The sequence below is a fragment of the Cellulomonas sp. A375-1 genome (assembly GCF_001040865.1).
In the GTDB taxonomy this organism is placed as follows: Bacteria; Actinomycetota; Actinomycetes; order Actinomycetales; family Cellulomonadaceae; genus Cellulomonas; species Cellulomonas gelida.
Map to the genome: position 1 here is coordinate 1 of NZ_LFKW01000107.1, position 1173 is coordinate 1173.

At 73.7% G+C, this 1173-nt stretch carries 1 protein-coding gene and 1 pseudogene; both read left to right on the forward strand.

What is annotated here, in order from left to right; genetic code table 11:
- Nucleotides 1-324: pseudogene (murD, locus tag CWIS_RS18940) on the forward strand (UDP-N-acetylmuramoyl-L-alanine--D-glutamate ligase); the annotation flags it as partial.
- Nucleotides 321-1173, forward strand: an 853-nt coding sequence (locus CWIS_RS11510) for an FtsW/RodA/SpoVE family cell cycle protein (protein WP_231583811.1), incomplete at its 3' end; no start/stop codon positions are given. The pseudogene murD and the gene CWIS_RS11510, both read left to right, overlap by 4 nt.

A 1173-nucleotide genomic window follows, 5' to 3' on the forward strand; every position in this document is an offset into this window, starting at 1 on the left:
GCGGCGCGGCGGGCCCGGCTGCGCGCGGTCGTGCTGATCGGCGTCGACCGCGAGCCGCTGCGCGACGCACTCGCCCGACACGCGCCGGATGTCCCCGTGGTGGAGATCGTCCCCGGTGAGACTGAGGACGTGATGACCTCCGCCGTGACTGCCGCGCGCTCGCTGGTGGGACCCGTGGGCGCGTCCGGTGCGACGGTGCTGCTCGCCCCCGCGTGCGCCTCCATGGACCAGTTCGCCTCGTACGCCGTGCGCGGTGACGCGTTCGCCGCGGCCGCGCGCGCGGCGGTGGGCGAGGGAGGCGAGCGGACGGGCGGTCGGGCGTGAGCGCCGTGCCGGCCGCGAGCCGGGTCGCGTCGCCCGACGAGGCCGCGTCGCCGCAGCGCCGCCACGGGTCGCTGCTCGGGCACTGGAACAGCGTCGTCACGAGCTACTACGTCATCGTCGGGGCCAGCTCGCTGCTGCTCGTGATCGGCCTCGTCATGGTGCTGTCCAGCTCGAGCGTCGAGTCCCTCGACAAGTCCGGGAACGCCTACGCGGTGTTCCTCGACCAGGCGAAGTTCGCGCTGCTCGGGCTGCCGGTCGCGATCGTGCTGGCCCGGATGCCCGTGCGGTTCTTCCGCGCGATCGCGTGGCCCGCGCTCGGTGCGGCGATCGCGTTCCAGTCGCTGGTCTTCCTCGGCCTCGGCTGCGGGGAGGGCGGCAACAAGAACTGGGTCTGCCTGCCCGGCGGCGTCACCGCGCAGCCGTCCGAGACGATCAAGCTCGCGCTCGCGCTGTGGCTCGCCGCGGTGCTCGCGCGCAAGCAGGCCTACCTGGAGCAGTGGAAGCACGTCTTCATCCCTGCCGTCCCGGTCGCGGGGATCGCGATCGGCGCGGTGCTCCTGGGCCACGACCTGGGGACCGCGCTCGTGATGTTCGTGCTCGTCGCGGGCGCGCTGTTCGTCGCGGGTGTGCCGTTGCGGATGTTCGGCGTCGCCGGCGTGTTCGCGGGGGCCGCCGTCACTGCGCTCGTGCTGCTGAGCGACAACCGCATGGGCCGGATCTCGAACTGGCTCGGCGGGGACGAGTGCAGCGCCTCGGCGGACTGCTACCAGACCCTGCACGGCAGCTGGGGGCTGGCGAGCGGCGGCATCGGCGGGTTGGGCCTGGGGCAGAGCCGCGAGAAGTGGTCCT